16 protein-coding genes and 1 pseudogene are annotated in these 17,498 nt (G+C 67.8%); 7 read left to right on the top strand and 10 right to left on the bottom strand.

What is annotated here, in order from left to right:
• From BLS74_RS34970 to BLS74_RS04415, 4 genes and pseudogenes are all read right to left on the bottom strand, one after another.
• Positions 1–179, bottom strand: a pseudogene (locus BLS74_RS34970) (ABC transporter substrate-binding protein); the annotation flags it as partial.
• 157 nt (positions 180–336) lie between these two features.
• Complete coding sequence (locus tag BLS74_RS04425) at positions 337–1,335, bottom strand: PDR/VanB family oxidoreductase (protein WP_093103235.1); 999 nt, start codon at positions 1,333–1,335, stop codon at positions 337–339.
• Positions 1,335–2,090: a GntR family transcriptional regulator gene (locus tag BLS74_RS04420; protein WP_093103233.1), complete on the bottom strand. Its 756-nt coding sequence runs from the start codon at positions 2,088–2,090 to the stop codon at positions 1,335–1,337. The genes BLS74_RS04425 and BLS74_RS04420 overlap by 1 nt, the downstream gene beginning before the upstream one ends.
• Positions 2,087–3,202 (bottom strand): aromatic ring-hydroxylating dioxygenase subunit alpha, encoded by a 1,116-nt coding sequence (locus tag BLS74_RS04415; protein ID WP_093103232.1) that lies wholly within the window; start codon positions 3,200–3,202, stop codon positions 2,087–2,089. The genes BLS74_RS04420 and BLS74_RS04415 overlap by 4 nt, the downstream gene beginning before the upstream one ends.
• 147 nt (positions 3,203–3,349) lie before the next feature.
• Between BLS74_RS04415 and BLS74_RS04410 the strand changes: the two genes are divergently transcribed.
• From BLS74_RS04410 to BLS74_RS04400, 3 genes are read left to right on the top strand one after another with little or no spacing between them, the layout of a single operon-like run.
• Positions 3,350–4,471 (top strand): 5-methyltetrahydropteroyltriglutamate--homocysteine S-methyltransferase, encoded by a 1,122-nt coding sequence (locus BLS74_RS04410; protein ID WP_093103230.1) that lies wholly within the window; start codon positions 3,350–3,352, stop codon positions 4,469–4,471.
• 38 nt (positions 4,472–4,509) lie between these two features.
• On the top strand, positions 4,510–5,175 hold the full coding sequence (locus BLS74_RS04405; RefSeq protein WP_093103229.1) for a glutathione S-transferase family protein: 666 nt from the start codon (positions 4,510–4,512) through the stop codon (positions 5,173–5,175).
• On the top strand, positions 5,172–6,551 hold the full coding sequence (locus BLS74_RS04400; RefSeq protein WP_244503746.1) for a phospholipase D-like domain-containing protein: 1,380 nt from the start codon (positions 5,172–5,174) through the stop codon (positions 6,549–6,551). The genes BLS74_RS04405 and BLS74_RS04400 overlap by 4 nt, the downstream gene beginning before the upstream one ends.
• Here BLS74_RS04400 and BLS74_RS04395 read toward each other — a convergent pair.
• Together BLS74_RS04395 and BLS74_RS04390 are read right to left on the bottom strand one after the other, a co-directional pair.
• Positions 6,548–7,618 carry an ROK family protein gene (locus tag BLS74_RS04395; protein WP_093103227.1) on the bottom strand — a complete coding sequence of 357 codons (1,071 nt, stop codon included), beginning with the start codon at positions 7,616–7,618 and terminating at the stop codon, positions 6,548–6,550. The two genes, BLS74_RS04400 and BLS74_RS04395, sit on opposite strands and share 4 nt — an antisense overlap.
• Positions 7,619–7,636: 18 nt before the next feature.
• A complete protein-coding gene (locus BLS74_RS04390; protein WP_093103226.1) occupies positions 7,637–8,425 on the bottom strand; it encodes an alpha/beta fold hydrolase in 789 nt (262 codons plus the stop codon).
• A gap of 95 nt (positions 8,426–8,520) precedes the next feature.
• On the opposite strand from BLS74_RS04390, the gene BLS74_RS04385 reads away from it, so the two are divergent.
• Positions 8,521–10,059, top strand: coding sequence for an ABC transporter permease/substrate-binding protein (locus BLS74_RS04385; protein WP_093103224.1), 1,539 nt, complete (start codon positions 8,521–8,523; stop codon positions 10,057–10,059).
• Positions 10,060–10,142: 83 nt separating this feature from the next.
• On the opposite strand, the gene BLS74_RS04380 is transcribed toward BLS74_RS04385, so the two are convergent.
• The 4 genes from BLS74_RS04380 to BLS74_RS04365 all read right to left on the bottom strand — a co-directional run bounded on the left by BLS74_RS04380 (position 10,143) and on the right by BLS74_RS04365 (position 14,652).
• Positions 10,143–11,579 (bottom strand): aldehyde dehydrogenase family protein, encoded by a 1,437-nt coding sequence (locus BLS74_RS04380; RefSeq protein WP_093103223.1) that lies wholly within the window; start codon positions 11,577–11,579, stop codon positions 10,143–10,145.
• A 105-nt stretch (positions 11,580–11,684) separates the two neighbouring features.
• Positions 11,685–12,596 carry a 5-dehydro-4-deoxyglucarate dehydratase gene (gene kdgD / locus BLS74_RS04375; RefSeq protein WP_093103221.1) on the bottom strand — a complete coding sequence of 304 codons (912 nt, stop codon included), beginning with the start codon at positions 12,594–12,596 and terminating at the stop codon, positions 11,685–11,687.
• Between the two features lie 127 nt (positions 12,597–12,723).
• The gene (locus BLS74_RS04370; protein ID WP_093103220.1) at positions 12,724–13,698 is read right to left on the bottom strand and encodes a Bug family tripartite tricarboxylate transporter substrate binding protein; all 975 of its coding nucleotides are present in this window, start codon (positions 13,696–13,698) and stop codon (positions 12,724–12,726) included.
• A gap of 129 nt (positions 13,699–13,827) precedes the next feature.
• Entirely contained in the window at positions 13,828–14,652 is an 825-nt protein-coding gene (locus BLS74_RS04365) for a FadR/GntR family transcriptional regulator (RefSeq protein WP_093103218.1), read from the bottom strand.
• Between the two features lie 66 nt (positions 14,653–14,718).
• On the opposite strand from BLS74_RS04365, the gene BLS74_RS04360 reads away from it, so the two are divergent.
• The 3 genes from BLS74_RS04360 to BLS74_RS04350 are packed head-to-tail and all read left to right on the top strand — an operon-like array spanning position 14,719 to position 17,453.
• Positions 14,719–15,546: an NAD-dependent epimerase/dehydratase family protein gene (locus BLS74_RS04360; RefSeq protein ID WP_093103217.1), complete on the top strand. Its 828-nt coding sequence runs from the start codon at positions 14,719–14,721 to the stop codon at positions 15,544–15,546.
• 5 nt (positions 15,547–15,551) lie between these two features.
• The gene (locus BLS74_RS04355) at positions 15,552–16,442 is read left to right on the top strand and encodes an SMP-30/gluconolactonase/LRE family protein (RefSeq protein ID WP_093103215.1); all 891 of its coding nucleotides are present in this window, start codon (positions 15,552–15,554) and stop codon (positions 16,440–16,442) included.
• 42 nt (positions 16,443–16,484) lie between these two features.
• Complete coding sequence (locus BLS74_RS04350; protein ID WP_093103214.1) at positions 16,485–17,453, top strand: TRAP transporter substrate-binding protein; 969 nt, start codon at positions 16,485–16,487, stop codon at positions 17,451–17,453.
• Positions 17,454–17,498 lie beyond the last annotated feature (45 nt).

Genomic DNA, 17,498 nt, shown 5'->3' with positions numbered 1-17,498 from the left:
CCGTTTTGCGCCATGTAGAGCCGGGCCGCGGCCTCGATCTGGCGGCCGGTGGTGGCCTGCTGGCCCGTCATCGGCAGCACCAGGCCGATCTTGAAAGTGTTGCCCTGGGCCTGGGCCAGCGGCATGGCCAGCGCAATGGCCGCAAGGCTCGCGGCCTGGACAAGGTGGCGACGTTGCATGGAAGTCTCCTTTTTGCTGAAAGCGGAATGCTGGCTATTGTGAACAAACGAAACTGCGATCGCGCCGAGGCAAACACCTAGCGCTGCGCTGGGGCTGCATGTTTCTGCGCGATTAGCCAACGGGGCGCGCGATGATCGCGCAAAGCCTTTCGGCGCTTCATGGACTTTCGGGACGCCATGCCGAATCGATGGTGATCGTTCCGACCGCGCGCGATACGCAAGCGCAGATACGCTGGCCCTGCTCTTTCTCGTGCTCGCTCAGGAACACGTCGCGGTGGTCGATCTCGCCCTCGACCGCAAGCACGTCCATCGCGCACAGCCCGCATTCGCCGCGCCGGCAATCCCAGAGGGTCTGCACGCCGGCGGCTTCGAGCGCCTCGAGCAGGGTGCCGTCGGCCGGCACGGTGATCGCCAGGTCGTGGCGCGGAATGCGCACCTCGAAGGCCTGCGCCGCCAGCCGGCCGCTGCTGCCGAAGGTCTCGAAGCGCAAGTCGGCCGGCACGCGGCCGGCGGCGGCCCAGGCGCGCTTGACGGCTTCGAGCATCGGCACCGGCCCGCAGGTGTAGAGCTGGCCGCCGGCCGGCAGGGCCGCGATCTCGGCGGCGAAGTCGATCGGCGCGCTGCCGGTGTGGGCCTGCACGTTGGCGCCCAGCGCCTCCTGCAGCGTGGGCAGGTAGGCCAGTTCCTCGGCGCTGCGCGCCCCGTAGAGCATGCGCACACGCACGCCGTTGCGCTCGGCCAGCGCGCCCAGGCGCTGCGCCATGAAGACCAGCGGCGTGATGCCGATGCCGCCTGCCACCAGCAGGTAGCCCGGCGCCGTGGTGTCGAGGCCGAAGTGGCTCTGCGGCTCGGCGACGAGCAATCGGTCGCCGATCGCCAAGCGCCACATCGCGAGCGAACCGCCGCGGCCATCGTCCAGGCGCTTGACCGCGATGCGCCAGGAACGTTCGTCGGGCTCGCCGACGACCGAGTAGGAGCGCGTCTGCATGCGCCCCGAGCCCGGTGCGCCGACCAGCACCTGCACCTGCAGATGCGCGCCGGGCTCGTGCGTCGCGGCAATGCCCGACTCGGGCGTGATCTCGAACTCGCGCACGGTCGGCGTCAGGTCGCGCAGGGCAGTGATGCGCGCGGGCATCCAGTGGGTATCGCTTTTCATCAGGCTCTGCGGCGAATCAATTGCACGCCGGGCAAGGGGTGGTTCTGCGCGCCGTGCAGCGCCTCGCGCAGGTTGCGCTGCGCGAGGCGGCTGTGCTCGCGCATCAGCGCCTCGGCGCGCGAGCCTTCGCGGTTCTCGATCGCATCGAGCACCTGGCCGTGCTGGTCCTGCGCGATCAGCAGCATGTCGCGCGCGGCCGGCGAGTTCGCCTGCACCACCACGAAACCCGAGGGCGAAGCGAAAGGCAGGTTGATCACGCGTTCCAGCTGCTGCGCGATCAGCGGACTGCCCGCCATCTCGGACAGAAGCCGGTGGAACTGCTCGTTGAAAGTCACATAGCGCGAGAAGGCCGCATCGTCGAGCGCGGGCTCCTTCAGCAGTTCGTCGATGCGCTTCAGGCAGGCACGTGCCTCGCGCAGCACCACCGGCGCCGCGCCGCGCTCGGCCGCGAGCCGCGCCGACAGGCCTTCGAGCGTGCCGCGCAGCTCGATGGCGTCGGACACGTCGCGCTCGGAAAAAGTGCGCACCGCGTAGCCGCCGTTGGGCAGGGCTTCGAGCAGGCCTTCCTGCTCGAGCCGCATGAGCGCGCTGCGCACCGGCGTGCGCGACACCCCCAGCAGCTCGGAGATCGCCACCTCGGCGATGCGCGCGCCGCCGGGCAGCTCGCCGGCCAGCACCATCTCGCGCAGCCGCAACTGGGCCTTGACGGCCTGCGAGCTGCCAACTTCCGAAGGCTCGGTTGCGACGATGCTCACGTGCGCTCCCCCGCCGCTTCGGCCGCGGGCCGGATCGGAATGGCAGCTGTTCGCGGCCTTTCCTTCGCGATCATCTGGTCGATGAGCCGTCGCGCCCACATCGCGCCGGCGTCGATGTTGAGGTTGTAGAAGCTGTAGTCGGGCCGCTCGTCGATGGCGCGCTGCTGGGCTTCGAGCACCAGCTCGTCCTCGCGGAAGATGCCGGCCACGCCTTCGCGCAGCTCGTGCGTGAGGCGCTGCTCGCCGATGCAGTAGTTGCGCGCGAAAGCCCAGAAATAGAGGCAGCTCTTGTCGGTCTCGGGCGTGATGGTGTTGAGCACGTAGCCGTTGACGCCCTGGCTGCGGTCGCCCGCCGCGCCGTCGCGCGGCACCGCGCCGCTGCCCGCCTCGGCCACGCCGACATCGATGTTGACGGTGCAGGGACCCTCGAAGCGGATGATCTGCCAGCGGTCGACCTTGCCCTGGTAGCCGTGGGCATGCCGGATCTGCGCGGCCCAGAAGGGCGGCGCATCGATGTTCTCCATCCAGCGCGTGACGGTGGCCGAGCGGTCGCCGTGGGTCGCGACGAAGGGCGCCTCCGCCACCGCGCGGTTGCCGATCGAGGAGCCGTGCACGAAGGTCTCGTGCGTGAGGTCCATCAGGTTGTCGACCACCAGCCGGTAGTCGCAGGCCACGCGGATCATCTTGCCGTCGCCGGCCCAGGCCGGGTCGTCGTTCCAGTGCATGTCGGGCACCAGCGCCGGGTCGGCCTTGGCCGGATCGCCGGGCCAGACCCAGACGAAGCGGTGCTTCTCGACCGCCGGGTAGGCGCGCACGCAGGCCGACGGGTTCAGCGTCTCCTGGCTCGGCATGTGGGTGCAGCGACCCTGGCTGTTGTAGACCAGGCCGTGGTAGCCGCAGACCAGCTCGTCGCCATCGAGGCGGCCCATCGACAGCGGCATCAGCCGGTGCCAGCAGGCGTCTTCCAGCGCGGCGACCTGGCCGTCGGTGCGCCGGTACAGCACCAGTTTCTGGTTGCAGACGGTGCGTGCCAGCAGCGCGTGCTTGAGCTCGACGTCGTAGGCGGCCGCGTACCAGGCGTTGAGTGGAAAAGGGCTTGAAGAGGTGCTCATGGGATACTCAATGTATACATTTGAACCGGTATTTCCAACACTTTTCGGCTAAAACGAGGGTAAATACCGACTCCACTGTATCCATCGCGGTCCATCGGCATGAGATTACGATCGACCGTACTTTTTCTGATTTCGACGGAGCACCCCATGTCCCAGCACGCCCGCCTGCCTGCCCGCTACGACCACGTCGGCAGCTTCCTGCGCCCCAAATACCTGCTCGAAGCCCGCGAGCAAAAAGCCAAGGGCGAGATCACGCCCGAACAGCTTCGCGGGGTCGAAGACAAGGCCATCACCGAGATCGTGAAGTTCCAGGAGGACATCGGCCTCAAGAGCATCACCGACGGCGAGTTCCGCCGCACCTACTTCCACATCGACTTCCTCGAGCAGCTCGGCGGCGTGAAGACCGACATCCCGGTCACCATCAAGAAGCCCGACGGCACCGAGGAGCTGGCACCGCCGGTGATGCGCGTCATCGACAAGGTGACGCACGCGAAGTGCATCCAGCTCGCGGACTTCGAGTACCTCAAGAGCCAGGTGTCGGCCGGCAACACGCCCAAGGTCACGATCCCCTCGCCCACCATGCTGCACTTCCGCGGCGGCCGCGCCGGCATCAGCAAGGTGGCCTACCCCGAACTCGACCCGGAGTTCTACGACGACGTGGCCAGGGCCTACGGCGACGAACTGCGCTCGCTGGCCGCGGCCGGGTGCAACTACGTGCAGATGGACGACACCAACCTCGCCTACCTGTGCGACGAGAAGATGCGCGAAGCCGCCCGCCAGCGCGGCGACGACCCCAACGAGCTGCCGCACCGCTACGCCGCCTTCATCAACAAGGTGGTGGCGCAGAAGCCCGAGGGCATGATCCTCGCGATGCACCTGTGCCGCGGCAACTTCAAGAGCACGCATGCGGCGGCCGGCAACTACGAGCCGGTGGCCGAGGCGCTGCTCAAGGAGATGGACCTCGACGCCTACTTCCTCGAGTACGACGACGCCCGCTCGGGCGACTTCCGGCCGCTGCGCTTCCTGCCCAAGGGCAAGACCGTGGTGCTGGGCCTGGTGACCACCAAGTTCGGCGAGATGGAAGACAAGGACGAGCTCAAGGCGCGCATCGAGGCAGCCGCCAAATACGTGCCGCTGGAGCAGCTCGCGCTCTCGCCGCAATGCGGATTCTCGAGCACGGTGCACGGCAACAACATCGCCGTCGAGGCGCAGCGCGCGAAGCTGCGGCTGGTCGTGGAAACCGCACAGGAGGTGTGGGGCTCCCTCTGAGGTGCACGCGAGGTGAAGTCGGGGCATGATCGCGCTCCATGAAGCTCTTCACCGGCCCCCTCAGCATGTTCGGCGCCAAAGCGCAGATCGCGGCGCTTGAAAAAGGCATCGCGATCGAAGCCGTGATGGTGCCCTTCGACCGCGACGACAACTACGAGCCCAGGCACCCCGAGGTGCTGCGCATCAACCCCAAGCGGCAGGTGCCGGTATTGATCGACGGCGAGGTCGAGATCTTCGACTCGACGCAGATCTTCGAGTACCTCGAAGACCGGGTGCCCGATCCGCCGCTGTGGCCGCGCGGCGTGGTCGAGCGGGCACGGGCGCGCCAGCTCGAGCACATGTCAGACGAGGTGTTCTTCCCGCACGTGATCAAGCTCATGGGCCTGCAGCACGACATGCAAAGCGAGGCCGCGGTGGCAGCCTGCGCCGCCTGCGCCCGTTTCTATGTGCAGATGGAACATCGGCTGGCGCACGGCGACCACCTCGCCGGCTCCTATTCGTTTGCCGACATCGCCTTCTACATGGCGCAGGTGTTCGCTGACCGCAAGGGCGCAGGCATGACCGGCGACACGCCGCGCCTTCTGGTCTGGCGCGAACGCGTGGGTGCGCGGCCCGCGGTGCGCGAAGTGGTCGGCCCGATGATGAGGTTCCTGGCCTCGCAAGGACGCCCGGTGCCCCTGGCCCTCCAGTCGCATCTCGCGTGAACCGCATCGACGACCTGCTCGACTGGCTGCCCTCGCCGTCGCAGCATTTGCTGGTCGTCACCTTCGCGCTGCTCGTCTACGTGCTGACGACGCGCGCAAGGCGCGAGCAGCGCGCGCCCAGCACCGCCATTTCATGGGTGATGGGTCTCGTGCTGCTGCCCTACTTCATCCTGCCGATCTACCTGCTATTCGGCCAGCGCAAGCTGCGGCCGGCGGGCTCGCCGCGGCCGCGGCGCTCGGTACCTGCCGGGCACTGGGCTGCCGACCTGGTCGAAAGCTTCGGCCTCGCGGCGCCCGGACCTTGCGCGGTGCGCTTCCATGCCGACGGCGGCGCCGCGCGCGATGCGCTGTGGGAAGTGATCGAGGGCGCGCGCACGCGCATCGACGTCTGCACCTTCATCATCGGCGACGACGCGCTCGGGCACGAGGCGATCAACCGGCTCTCGCGGCGCGCGCGCGAAGGCATCAAGGTGCGGGTGCTGCTCGACGGCTTCGGCGCCTTGTCGCTGCCGCGAAGCCACTTCGACACGCTGCGCGATGCCGGCGCCGAGGTGGCCGTGTTCCGCCCGATCTTCAGCCTGCGCCGCGCGGGTCCGCGCAACCTGCGCAACCACCGCAAGCTCACGATCGCCGACGACGGCTGGCTCTGGTCGGGCGGCCGCAACATGGCGGGCGAATACTTCCTCGGCAACCACGACTACCCGGTGGGCTGGCGCGACCTGTCCTTCGATTTGAGGGGCAGCGTGGCCACCGCGGCGGCGCGCCAGTTCGACCACGACTGGGCCTCGGTGCGCGGGCGCAAGCCGCGCGCCATCGCGGCCGCGGTGGCGCCGCCGGCTGGCGGCCTGGCGCAATTCCTGCCGAGCGGCCCCGACCAGACCGAAGACACGGCGCACGCGCTCCTGATCGACGCCTGCTTCCGCGCCGAGCACCGCGTGCTCGCGATCACGCCCTACTTCGTGCCCGGCGACGGCCTGCGCGATGCGCTGCGCCTGGCCGCGCGGCGTGGCGTGCAGGTCACGATCGCGATTCCCGCGCAGTCCAACCACCGGCTCGCCGATTTCGTGCGTGCCCGCGCCATGCGCGACCTGGCGCGCGCCGGCGTGATCTTCCGCATGCTGCCCTTCATGGCGCATGCCAAGGCGGTGGTGGTCGACGAAGAGCTCGCGCTGTGCGGCTCGATCAACCTCGACATGCGCAGCCTGCTCCTGAACCACGAGGCGGCGGTTGTGTTCTACGACCGCAACGAGATCGACTGGCTCGCGCAATGGATCGAGGCCACCGCCTCGGCCGGCGAGACCTACCGCGCGCGCCGTCCGGGCATCGTGCGCGACGTGGCCGAAGGACTGCTGCTGACCATCGCGTTCCAGCTTTAGGTCTTGTTGGTGTAGCTGGCGTTGCCAAGTCCGGTGCCGATGGTCAGCATCGCCCAGCGCTTCACGTCGCGCATGAAAGGCAATTCGCTCAGGCCCTGCACCACGGCATCGTTGTGCATCAGAACCAGGGCGGGCTCGCCGCCGATCGTCGGAATTTTTTTGCCCAGCTCGGTCGGCAGATGGAAGTGTTCGCTCTCCCAGTCGCCCGGCAGGTTCTGCGCGCCGCGCGCGATCGAGCCATCCTTGCGGATCAGGCCCGGGCAGCCGATGCCGATGAAGGGCGCCAGGCGGATGCCCTTCTTCGTGGCGTAGCGGATCTGATCGTGGAGCATGTCCACCAGGCGCTCGACCAGCACCTTGCGCGCCGGGCCGTCGTCCGCATGGCGCCACTTTTCGCGCCGCTGCACCTTCGCCTTCGACAGGTCCTTGGCGCGCTTGCGGCGCATCTTGACGATGCCGCAGCGCACGTTGGTGCCGCCGATGTCGATCGCGAGGATCGCGTCACGGCCTTTCAGCAGCGGCGGCGGCGCCAGGTGCAACCAGCCGAGCAATCCGCCGTCGTCGGTTTCGTGGCCGATGCGGCCCAATTGCACGTCGATGCCCATGCCCTGGAGGATGGCCGCCGCCTGCAGCACCGCGCGCTCGCCGACGTCGCTCTCCGGGAAGCCGCCGCCGATCACGATGCGCTCCACGCCCTGCCATGACGGCTGGCGCAGGAAGCGTTCGATGACCCAGGCCAGCTCCTCGGCGAATTCCTCGATGGCGCCATGAACCATGTCGGCGGCCTCGGAGGTCTGGCCGGCTTTGAGCGTGGCGTCCAGCGTGCTCTTGGGCAGGTCCTTCGAATGCTTGGCGCCCAACGGGTCCCTGCCCCTCTTCCGGCGGCGCCGTCGCCAGCGCTCCAGCAGCTCCCTGAACGCCGTCTGGCTGGCCTGGTCGCCGATGAAGCCGTCCTTGTCGCGCAACTGGAGGCTGTAGCCCTCGACCAGCACCGTAGGCAGTTCTCGCGCGCCATGGATCTCGGGTGGGGGAAGCGAAGCTTTTTTCTTTCTCTTGTGGGATGCCATTGCGTCTTTCACAAAGATTCAGTCGGCCGTGGTCTCGAGGATCAGGCGCGCGGTTTCCTCCGGCGCGTCCCAATGCGGAAAGTGGCCGCAGCGCTCGAACCAGTGCAGGCGCGCGTCGGGAAAAAGCCGCTGCGCCCGCGCGGCTTGCTGCGGAAAACAGACGCGGTCCATGCGACCCCAGCCGATCACAAGCGGCTTGCGCATGCTGCCGATGGTCGCGCCTTGCGGCGGCGCACCGTGCACGAGATCGCGCAACACCAGGTTGAAGGACCGCGCAGCAGCACAGCTGCGCATTTCCTCGAGCACAAGCGACGGCGCCAGCATGGCCGACTGCGCCGAAAACTGCGTGAGAAGAAGCCTGCGCGACCATTCGTGCGCGGTGATCGTGGGCATCGCGAACTGCAGCGCGCGCACCAGCCGCACCGAGAGCCAGATCGAAGCGTGGAAGACCTGGCGCTCCCAGCCCGCCCAGAATCCGCCGGGGTTGAGCGAGATGACGCAACCCAGCACACCGCCGCGGCGCGCCAGTTCGAGCACCAGGCGCGCGCCCATCGAACTGCCGACGGCGTCGGTGCCGATCAGGTCGTGCTCGCGCAGAAACTCCGTGATGGCATTGGCCAGGGTCTGCAAGGAGACTTCTCCTGCCAGCGGCGGGCTCTTGCCGAAACCGGGCAGGTCGATCGCGACCACCGCGCGCTTGGCAGCCAGCGGCTCCATGATGGTTTGCCACGAGCGCCAGCTGCTGCCAAGCCCATGAACGAGCAGCAGGGGCTTTCCTTGACCGCGTCGGACGTAATTGATCAGCACCGATTCAGCTTGCGTTCATCTGGTGCGGCGCAGCATCAGCCCCGCACACCAGCTGCTGTAGGAAACCGGCCTGTCACGCCGATACACTGCGCTCGATGCATCCCTCGCGCCGTGCGTGGCTGACCGCCTTGTCCTGCCTGGGCCTGCTGCTCTGCGCGGCCTCGTCCTCGCACGCGCAGGAGGGAAGCCTGCGCGTCGGCTCCAAGCGCTTCACCGAGTCGTACATCCTGGCGGAAGTGCTGGCGCAGACCGCATCGCCTCATACGGCGAGCCCGCCCGTGGTGCGGCAGGGCCTGGGCAACACGGCCATCGTCTACGAAGCCCTGCGCTCGGGCGGCATCGATCTCTACACCGAATACACCGGCACCATCGGTCTGGAGATCCTCAAGAACCCGCAGCCGATGACGCGCGAGGCCATGAACGCCGCGCTCGCGCCGCTCGGGCTCGGCGCCGCCATCCCGCTGGGCTTCAACGACGGCTATGCGCTCGCGATGCGCGCGGCCGATGCGGACCGGCTCGGCGTGCGCAGCCTGAGCGACCTGGCACGCCACCCTGAACTGCGGCTCGGGCTCTCGAACGAATTCATCGGCCGTGCCGATGGCTGGCAGGGCCTGGCCGCGCGCTACGGCTTCGGCCAGAAGCCGACCGGCCTGGACCACGGCCTGGCCTACGACGCGATCGCAGCCAAACAGATCGACGTGATCGACATCTACACCACCGACGCCAAGATCGACCACCTCGGCCTGCGCGTGCTGGAAGACGACCGGCGCTATTTCCCGCGCTACGACGCGGTGCTGCTGTATCGCCTGGACGTGCCCACGCGCTTTCCGCAGGCCTGGGCCGCGCTGCAGAAGCTCGAAGGCCGCATCGACGAGCGCGCGATGATCGCGATGAACGCGCGCGCCGAACTGCAGGGCGTGGCATTCGACGTGATCGCGCGCGACTTCCTGGCGCAGGGCAAGCACAGCGGGCCGGCGGGCGCCGAGAGCGCCGCGCGGGGCTTTGCCGCCAAGCTCTTCGGCCCCGACCTCGGCCGGCTGGCACGGCAGCATCTGCTGCTGGTGGCGGTCTCGGTCGGGCTCGCGATCCTGATCGCGGTGCCCTTGGGCATCCTCGTGTTTCCGCACCTGCGCTTGCGCGCCGTGGTGCTCGGCCTCACGGGCTTGCTGCAGACCGTGCCATCGCTCGCGATGCTGGCGGTGCTGATCTCGCTGATCGGTGCGATCGGCACCCTGCCGGCGCTGATCGCGCTCACGCTTTATTCGCTGCTGCCGATCATGCGCAACACGGTGACCGGGCTGGCCGAGGTGCCTGTGGGCCTGCGACAGGCTGGCACGGCGCTCGGGATGACCGGCAGGCAGAGCCTGCGGTTGGTGCTGTTGCCACTGTCGCTGCCGACGCTCTTGGCCGGTGTACGGACGGCAACGACGATCGCGATCGGGACGGCGACCATCGCGGCCTTCATCGGAGCCGGAGGCTTTGGAGAACGCATCGTGACCGGCCTTGCGCTCAACGACCGCGAGTTGCTGGTTGCGGGCGCGGTGCCGGCGGCGGTGCTGGCGCTGTTGAGCGAAGGGGTGTTCGAGCTGATCGAATACTGGCTGCGAAGGGGGCAACGACGCGCTTCATCTTGAGGCCTGGAGCCGGGGCGAACTCCCGGCTCCGGCGCCTCCAACCCCAACCCTCTCCCGGAGGGAGAGGGAGCAAGACAAGACGCTCAAGCCAGCGTGTAAGCCGTCTTCACCACGGTAAAGAACTCCTGCGCATAGCGCCCCTGCTCCCGCGGCCCATAGCTCGACCCCTTGCGCCCGCCGAAGGGCACGTGATAGTCCACCCCCGCGGTCGGCAGGTTGACCATCACCATGCCCGCCTGGCTGTGGCGCTTGAAGTGCGTCGCGTACTTCAGGCTCGTCGTCGCGATGCCCGCCGACAGGCCGAACTCGGTGTCGTTGGCGGTGGCCAGCGCCTCCTCGTAGTTCTTCACCCGGATCACGCTCGCCACCGGCCCGAAGATCTCTTCGCGGTTGATGCGCATCGACGCCACCGATTCGCTGAAGAGCGCCGGCGACATGTAGTAGCCCTCGGTGTCCAGCTTCAGGCGCTCGCCGCCCGCGGCCAGCGTGGCGCCCTCGCCCTGGCCGATCTCGATGTAGTTCAGGTCCTGCTGCAGCTGGCTCTCGCTGGAGACCGGGCCGATATCGGTGCCCTGCGCCAGCGCGTCGCCGACCTTGATCTTCGCCATCCGCGCCTTCATCGCCTCGATGAACTTCGGATAGATGCCCTCGGTCACGATCAGCCGGCTCGACGCGGTGCAGCGCTGGCCGGTTGAATAGAAGGCACTCTGCACGCTGAGCTCGACGGCCTGGTCGAGGTTGGCGTCGTCCAGGACGACCTGCGGGTTCTTGCCGCCCATCTCGAGCTGCACCTTCTTGTGCTTCGTCGCGCACTGCACCGCGATGTTGCGGCCGACGCCGACCGAGCCGGTGAAGCTGATGGCATGGATGCCGGGATGGTCGACCAACGCATTGCCGATCACGCTGCCGCGGCCCATCACGAGGTTGAACACGCCGGGCGGAATGCCCGAGCGGCTGATGATCTCGGCCAGCGCCCAGGCGCAGCCAGGCACCAGGTCGGCGGGCTTGTGCACCACGCAATTGCCGAAAGCCAGCGCCGGTGCGATCTTCCAGGCAGGGATCGCAATCGGGAAGTTCCACGGCGTGATGAGCCCCACCACGCCCACGGGCTCGCGCGTGATCTCCACGCCGATGCCGGGGCGCACCGAGGGAATGACTTCGCCCGAGAGACGCAGGCATTCGCCGGCGAAGAACTTGAAGATGTGGCCGGCGCGCGTGGCCTCGCCGATGCCTTCGGGCTTGGTCTTGCCCTCCTCGCGCGCGAGCAGGGTGCCGAGCTCTTCCTTGCGCGCCAGGATCTCGTTGCCGATCTTGTCCAGCGCATCGCTGCGCGCCTGGATGCTGCCGGTGGACCAGGCCGGAAACGCCGCGGTGGCCGCGGCGACGGCCGCATCGACCTGGGCGGCATCGCCCTGGGCATATTGCCCGAGCACGTCGCCCAGGTTGCTCGGATTGGTATTCGGGCTGTAGCTGGCGCCGGCGCGCCATTCGCCGTTGATCAGGTTGTCGAAGTTCTGCATGGCAGTTCCTTGGAGGTCGGTCGGGGAAAAAAGGAAGGGCCGCAAGAGCGGCCCCGCGCAGTGGGGAACTCTACGCTCCCTGCAACGGGCGCACTCGGAAACGGCCTATTGCGGGCCGAGCTTGTCGATCAGCGCCGCCAGCGCGTCGTACTCCTCGAGCTTGAGCTCGGTGAGCGGCGTGCGCACCGGGCCGGCGTCGTGTCCCACGATCCTGGCGCCGGCCTTCACGATGCTCACCGCGTAGCCGTGGCCCTTGTTGCGGATCTCCAGGTAGGGCATGAAGAACTCCTTGAGCAGGCGGTGCTGCGTGGCCATGTCGTCGTCGGCCACCGCCTTGTAGAAGTCCATCGCGGTCTTCGGGATGAAATTGAACACCGCCGAGGAATACACCGGTGTGCCCAGCGCCTTGTAGGCCGCCGCATAGACCTCGGCCGTCGGCAGGCCACCGAGGTAGGCGAAGCGGTCGCCCATGCGCAGGTGGATCGAGCTCATGAGCTCGATGTCGCCGATGCCGTCCTTGAAGCCCACGAGATTGGGGCAGCGCGCGGCCAGCTTCTCGAGCGTGGCCGGGTAGAGCTTGCTCTGGCCGCGGTTGTAGACGATGACGCCGAACTTCACGCTCTTGCACACGGCTTCCACGTGCGCGGCCAGCCCTTCCTGACCGGCTTCGGTCAGGTAGTGCGGCAAGAGCAGGATGCCGTGGGCGCCGGCCTTCTCGGCCGCCTGCGCGCACTGGATCGCGAAGCGCGTGGGGCCCCCGGCGCCCGCGATGATCGGCACCTTGCCACGGCAGGTGTCGACCGCGGTGCGGATGATCTGGGGATATTCGTCGGCGGTCAGCGAGAAGAACTCGCCGGTGCCGCCGGCCGCGAACAGCGCGCTCGCGCCGTAGGGCGCCAGCCATTCGAGGCGCTCGATGTAGCCCTTCTTGTGGAAGTTGCCTTCGGCGTCGAAGTCGGTCAACGGGAAGGACAGCAGGCCGGAGCCCATGATGGATTTGAGTTCTTGCGGATTCATTCGATTGAAGTGAAGAAAGAAAAAGATGAGTCCTCAGCTCCGTTCGCCCTGAGCTTGTCGAAGGGCTCCTCGTCCTTGCTCAGGACAGGCTTCGACTAGCTCAGCCCGAACGGCCGGGATAGTTGCTCTAGTCCAGCTTGATCTGGGCCGCATCGACGACCTTGGCCCAGCGCGCGCGTTCCTTGTTGAAGAACTGCTCCTGCTCGGTCGGCGCCATGGTCACAACCTCGGCACCCTGCCCGGCCAGGCGCGAGCGGATGTCGGGCGAACGGATGATCGAAACCAGTTCCTTGTTGAGGCGCTGGATCACCGCCTCGGGCGTGCCGCGCGGCGCCAGCATGCCTTGCCAGGTACCGGAGTCGAAGCCCGGCACGCCCTGCTCGGCAATGGTCGGCACATCGCCGATCAGCGGCATGCGCGTGGACTTGGAGACGCCGAGGATCTTGAGCTTGCCGCTCTGCACATGCGGCAGCGTCGCGAGCATGCCGTTCATCAGCACCTGGGTCTGGCCGCCCACCGTGTCCTGGATGGCCTGCACGCCGCCCTTGTAGGGCACGTACTGCCAGCGCGCGCCGCTGGCGCGTTCGAGCGCCACGCCGGCGAGGTGCGGCGCGCTGCCGGTGGCGGTGACGGCGAAGTTCAGGTCGGACTTCTTCGACAGCGCGACCAGTTCCTTGAGGTTGCTCACCGGCACCGACGGATGCACAACCAGCAGGTGCGGCGAATAGGCCAGCATGGTCACGCCGCGCAGGTCCTTCGACGGGTCGAACGGCAGCTTGGTGTAGACCGACGGGCTGATCGCGAGCGCGCCGACGTCGCACAGGAGCAGCGTGTAGCCGTCGGGCGACGCCTTGGACACCAGGTCGGCGCCGAGGTTGCCGTTGGCACCGGCGCGGTTCTCCACGATGACCGATTGCTTGAGCGCTTCCGACAGCGGCTGGCTGATCGAGCGCGCGATGATGTCGGACGACCCGCCAGGCGGATACGGCACCACGATGCGGATGGGTTTGGCGGGCCAGGCGTCGGCAGCCTGTGCGCCGCTTGCGGCCAGCAGCCCGGTGCCGAGTGCGCCGAGCACGAGATCGCGTCGATTCATGGTCATGTCTTGTGTCTCCTGAGGATGGGAATGGGCGACTGCCGCGCAGGCACGCACATGCATGCCGCTTCGGGTCTCGTCATCAGTCATCGTACAACTAGTTGGACACCCTGTCCAGTCCTGCGCGCCGGCCGCTCAGGCCGGCGGCGTGCTATCGGCCGGATCGCCAGGCGGCGCGGCTTCGGCAGCGGCGCTCTTGGCCGCTGCCTGCGCGATCCGCAGCCGCTCGCGGCTGTTGGTCAGGTGGATGCGCATGGCCGCGCGCGCCGACTCCGGGTCGCGCCGCGCGATGGCGGCGTAGATCTCTTCATGCTCGCGGTTCACGCGGCTCAGGTATTCGCCGCGGCGGTCGTGGTTGCGGATGGCGGTGATGCGCGTGCGTGGAATGATCGTGGTGCCCAGGTGGCTCATGATGTCCGCGAAGTACGGGTTGCCGGTGGCCTGCGCGATCTGCAGATGGAAACGGAAGTCGGGCGCCACCGTGTCCCCCGCCACCGCCACGTTGCGCTCGAAATCGTCGAGCGCCTCGCGCATCGCGGCCAGCTGCTCGTCGGTGCGGCGCGTCGCGGCCAGGCCGGCGGATTCGGTCTCCAGGCTGATGCGCAGTTCGAGCACCGCGAGCACGTCGACCGAGGTCGCGATGTCCGAGGCATCGAGCCGGAACATGCCCGCGGCCTTGGGCTGCAGCACGAAGGTGCCGATGCCGTGGTGCGTCTCCACCAGCCCGCCCGCCTGCAGCTTCGAGAGCGCCTCGCGCACCACCGTGCGGCTCACGCCGTAGGCCTGCATGATGGCCGACTCGGTCGGCAGTTTGTCGCCCGGCTTGAGCTGCTGGCTGCGGATCTTCTCGCCCAGATCGTCGACCAGGCCATGGGCCAAACCGCGCCCGCGGCGGCGCGGGCTGCCGGTGAAGGTGGCGGCTTCGGCGCTAGCGATTGACCCCGTTGACAGGTTCGTCATGCGGTGATGATAATCCTCATCTCGTTGTACGACAACCGATAACTTACCACCAGAGACAAACAAGAGATGAGCGAGATTTCCAAAGCCAATCCGCCCCGCGTGGCCCGGCTGCTACTGACGGGCGCCGCCGGCGGTCTGGGCAAGGTGCTGCGCGAACGGCTGCGTCCTTATGCGGATGTGCTGCGCGTCTCCGACATCGCGGCGCTCGCGCCGGCCGAGGGCAAGCACGAGGAAGTCGTGCCCTGCGATCTGGCCGACAAGGCCGCGGTCGATGCGCTGATCGCCGGCTGCGACGCGATCGTGCACCTGGGCGGCGTCTCGGTCGAACGCCCTTTCGAGGAAATCCTCGAAGCCAACATCAAGGGCATCTTCCATCTCTATGAAGGCGCGCGCCGGCATGGCGTGAAGCGCGTGGTGTTCGCGAGTTCGAACCATGTGATCGGCTTCTACAAGCAGAGCGAAACGATCGACGCCCACGCCGCGCGCCGGCCCGACGGCTACTACGGCCTGTCCAAATCCTTCGGCGAAGACGTGGCGCAGTTCTACTTCGACCGTTGGGGCATCGAGACCGTGAGCATCCGCATCGGCTCCTCCTTCCCCGAGCCGGCCAACCGCCGCATGATGAGCACCTGGCTCAGCTACCGCGACCTGACGACGCTGGTCGAGAGGTCACTCTTCACGCCCTCCGTGGGCCATACCTTGGTCTACGGCGTGTCGGCCAACCGCGATGTCTGGTGGGACAACAGCGCGGCCGCGCACCTGGGCTTCCAGCCGCAGGACAGCTCGGAAGTCTTCCGCGCCAAGATCGAGGCGCAGCCGCCCGTGGCACCGACCGACCCGAACGCCATCTACCAGGGCGGCGCCTTTACCGCCCAGGGCCCCTTCGGCGATTGAAGGCCATGTCCAGCAAAGCCGAGCTCGTGGTCGATGCTCGCTGCGGCACGGGCGAGAGCCCTGTGTGGTCGGCGGCTGACGAAGCGCTCTATTGGGTCGACATCCCGGGTCGGGCGCTGCACCGCTGGTCGGCGGCCGGTCATGTGAAGTGGATCGGTGAGGAGATGCTGGCCTGCATCGCGCCGCGCGCCGATGTGCCGGGCGCCTGGATCGCGGGCATGGAAAGCGGCCTGTTCTCGATTGCAGCGCAGGACGACGGCACGCTCGCCGCGACGCGGCTCGCCCAGGTGGAGCACGCCCTGCCCGGCATGCGCTTCAACGACGGCCGTTGCGACCGCCAGGGCCGCTTCTGGGCCGGCACCATGCTGATGGACATGGCCGCCGGCTCGCGCGTCGGGCACCTCTATCGCTATGACAAAGGCGCCGAAGCACCCACCGTGCAACTCGACGACCTGATCGTGCCCAACGGCCTGGCCTTCAGCCCCGACGGCCGCACGATGTACCTCTCCGATTCGCACCCGAGCGTGCAGACCATCTGGGCCTTCGACTACGACACGGCCAGCGGCACGCCCACGAACCGCCGCGTCTTCATCGATATGAAGCCGCTGCCCGGCCGGCCCGACGGCGCCGCGGTCGACGCCGACGGCTGCTACTGGATCTGCGGCAACGACGCCGGCCTGGTGCACCGCTTCACGCCCGCAGGCAGGCTCGACCGCTCGCTCGAAGTGCCGGTGAAGAAGCCCGCGATGTGCGCCTTCGGCGGCCCGAAGCTCGACACGCTGTTCGTGACCTCGATCCGCCCGGGCGGCGATCTCTCCGAGCAGCCGCTCGCCGGCGGCCTGTTCGCGCTGCGCCCCGGCACCCAAGGCATCGCGGAGCCCGCGTTCGGCACCTGACAACGTTCAATTTCCACAAACCACCACCAAAGAGGAAGACAAATGACATACACCCGCACCCTGATCGCCCTGGCGGCCGCCGCCTTGGGCGTGGCCGCGCACGCCGTCGAATTCCGTTCGGCCGATGTGCACAACAGCGACGACTACCCGACCGTGGCCGCGGTCAAGTACATGAGCGAGCTGCTCGACAAGCGCAGCAACGGCAAATACAAGATCAAGGTCTTCAACAAGGGCGCGCTGGGGACCGAGAAGGAGACCATCGACCAGGTGAAGATCGGCGCGCTGGAGATGACCCGCGTCAACATCAGCCCGCTGAACTCGCTGTGCGCCAAGACGCTGGTGCCGACGATGCCCTTCCTGTTCGACTCGATCGCCCACATGCGCAAGTCGCTCGACGGCCCGGCCGGCGAGGAGATCCTGAAGAGCTGCGAGCCCGAGGGCCTGGTCGGCCTGGCCTTCTACGACAGCGGCGCGCGCTCGATCTACGCCAAGAAGCCGGTGAAGTCGCTGGCCGACACCAAGGGCATGAAGATCCGCGTGCAGCAATCCGACCTGTGGGTGTCGCTGATCAACGCCATGGGCGCCAATGCCACGCCGGTGCCGATCGGCGAGGTCTACACCGGCCTCAAGACCGGGCTGATCGACGCCGCGGAGAACAACATCCCGTCCTATGACGGCTTCAAGCACTACGAGGCCGTCAAGTTCTATTCGCGCACCGAGCATTCGATGGCGCCCGAGATGCTGGTGATGTCCAAAGCCGTCTATGACAAGCTGCCCAAGGCCGAGCAGGACATGTTCCGCGCCGCGGCCAAGGAATCGGTCGCGTTCCAGCGCAAGAAGTGGGACGAGCAGGAGGCCAAGTCGCTCGAGGTGGTCACCAAGGGCGGCGCCACCATCGTGTCCGACGTCGACAAGGCCTCGTTCCGCGCCGCCATGGCACCGGTGTACGCCAAGTTCATCTCCACGCCGGACCTGCAGCGCCTGGTCAAGGCGATCCAGGACAACAAGTGATCGACGGGCCGGCCGAACCCGAAACCTCGCGCCCGCCCTCGCGCC

The organism is Variovorax sp. CF079 (assembly GCF_900101545.1).
GTDB lineage: Bacteria > Pseudomonadota > Gammaproteobacteria > Burkholderiales > Burkholderiaceae_C > Variovorax.
The sequence above is the reverse complement of the archived record's forward strand: the minus strand, read 5'-3'. Positions and strand labels throughout refer to the sequence as shown.